Origin of the sequence: Arthrobacter rhombi (assembly GCF_039526245.1) — a bacterium.
GTDB lineage: Bacteria > Actinomycetota > Actinomycetes > Actinomycetales > Micrococcaceae > Arthrobacter_H > Arthrobacter_H rhombi.
In genome coordinates, this window is record NZ_BAAAIV010000027.1 from 1 (window position 1) to 899 (window position 899).

The following is an 899-nucleotide window of genomic DNA, read 5'->3' on the forward strand; positions in this document are numbered from 1 at the left end:
TTGAGGCGCCAGTTGTGCCAGATGCCCGCAGCCAAGGCGAGCAGGCGTGAACCGACGCGTGCGTAGACGCCGGCGATGGTTCGCCCTGCGTGCTCTTCGAGCGTGAGCTGGCCCTTGACCGTGTCGAATACCGATTCGATCCATTGACGGGTGCCGCCGAGCTTTCCGAATCTCTTGGCTTCGCCCTTGCGATCCGGGCGAATCAGCGTAGCTGCTGCTTCCTCGCTGATGAACGATTCGAACTCCTTTCCGGCGAATCCCTTGTCCGCCAGGATGGTTTGGCCCGGTCGCACCAGGCGGTGGTCGTGGCGGATGAGGGCTTCGGTGACTTCACGTTCGCCGATCTTGGGATTGGCCAGCCCCCAGATAATGGGCATGCCATCCGGTGCGCTGATCAGATAGAGCCGGAAGCCCCAGAAATAACGTGAATGGGAGGCGCAGTAGCCATAGGACGTATGCCCGGCGAGATCGGAACGCTTGGCAGTCTCGCGGCTCTTGCCGCAGGGCACCGGAGTGGAGTCGAGCAGGCGCAGGTCCTCGTGCCAGGAGGGTGTGTCGCGGGCGAGTTCGGTGATGACCGCAGCTATCAGGACACCGGCGGCGCGGACGCGTTTGTTGTAGCCGGATTGGGTGGGCACGTTGGGGAACATCTCACGCAGGTGGGCTCGGGCATGGCGTATCCATCGGGTCTCGGAATTGAACTGCATCAGTTGCTGGGCGACGACCAGGCACAGTAATTCGGCGTCGGAGAGCAGTGGTTTGCGCCCCGGTTGGTGCGATCGCGTGTAGCCGATCTCGGGCATTATGCGATCTTCCAAATCGACGTAGAGTGTTGTCAGGAGGGTGTTCAGTTGATTGTTCACACCAAAGGCTTAACACCCTCCGCCGGCAATTAATAG

At 61.2% G+C, this 899-nt stretch carries 1 protein-coding gene; it reads right to left on the reverse strand.

All coding sequences use genetic code 11. The annotated features are described in order from the left end of the window. Nucleotides 1-863 (reverse strand): IS982 family transposase (locus tag ABD088_RS17185; RefSeq protein WP_343903203.1); only part of this gene is annotated, 863 nt, incomplete at its 3' end. Between the last annotated feature and the right edge of the window lie 36 nt (nt 864-899).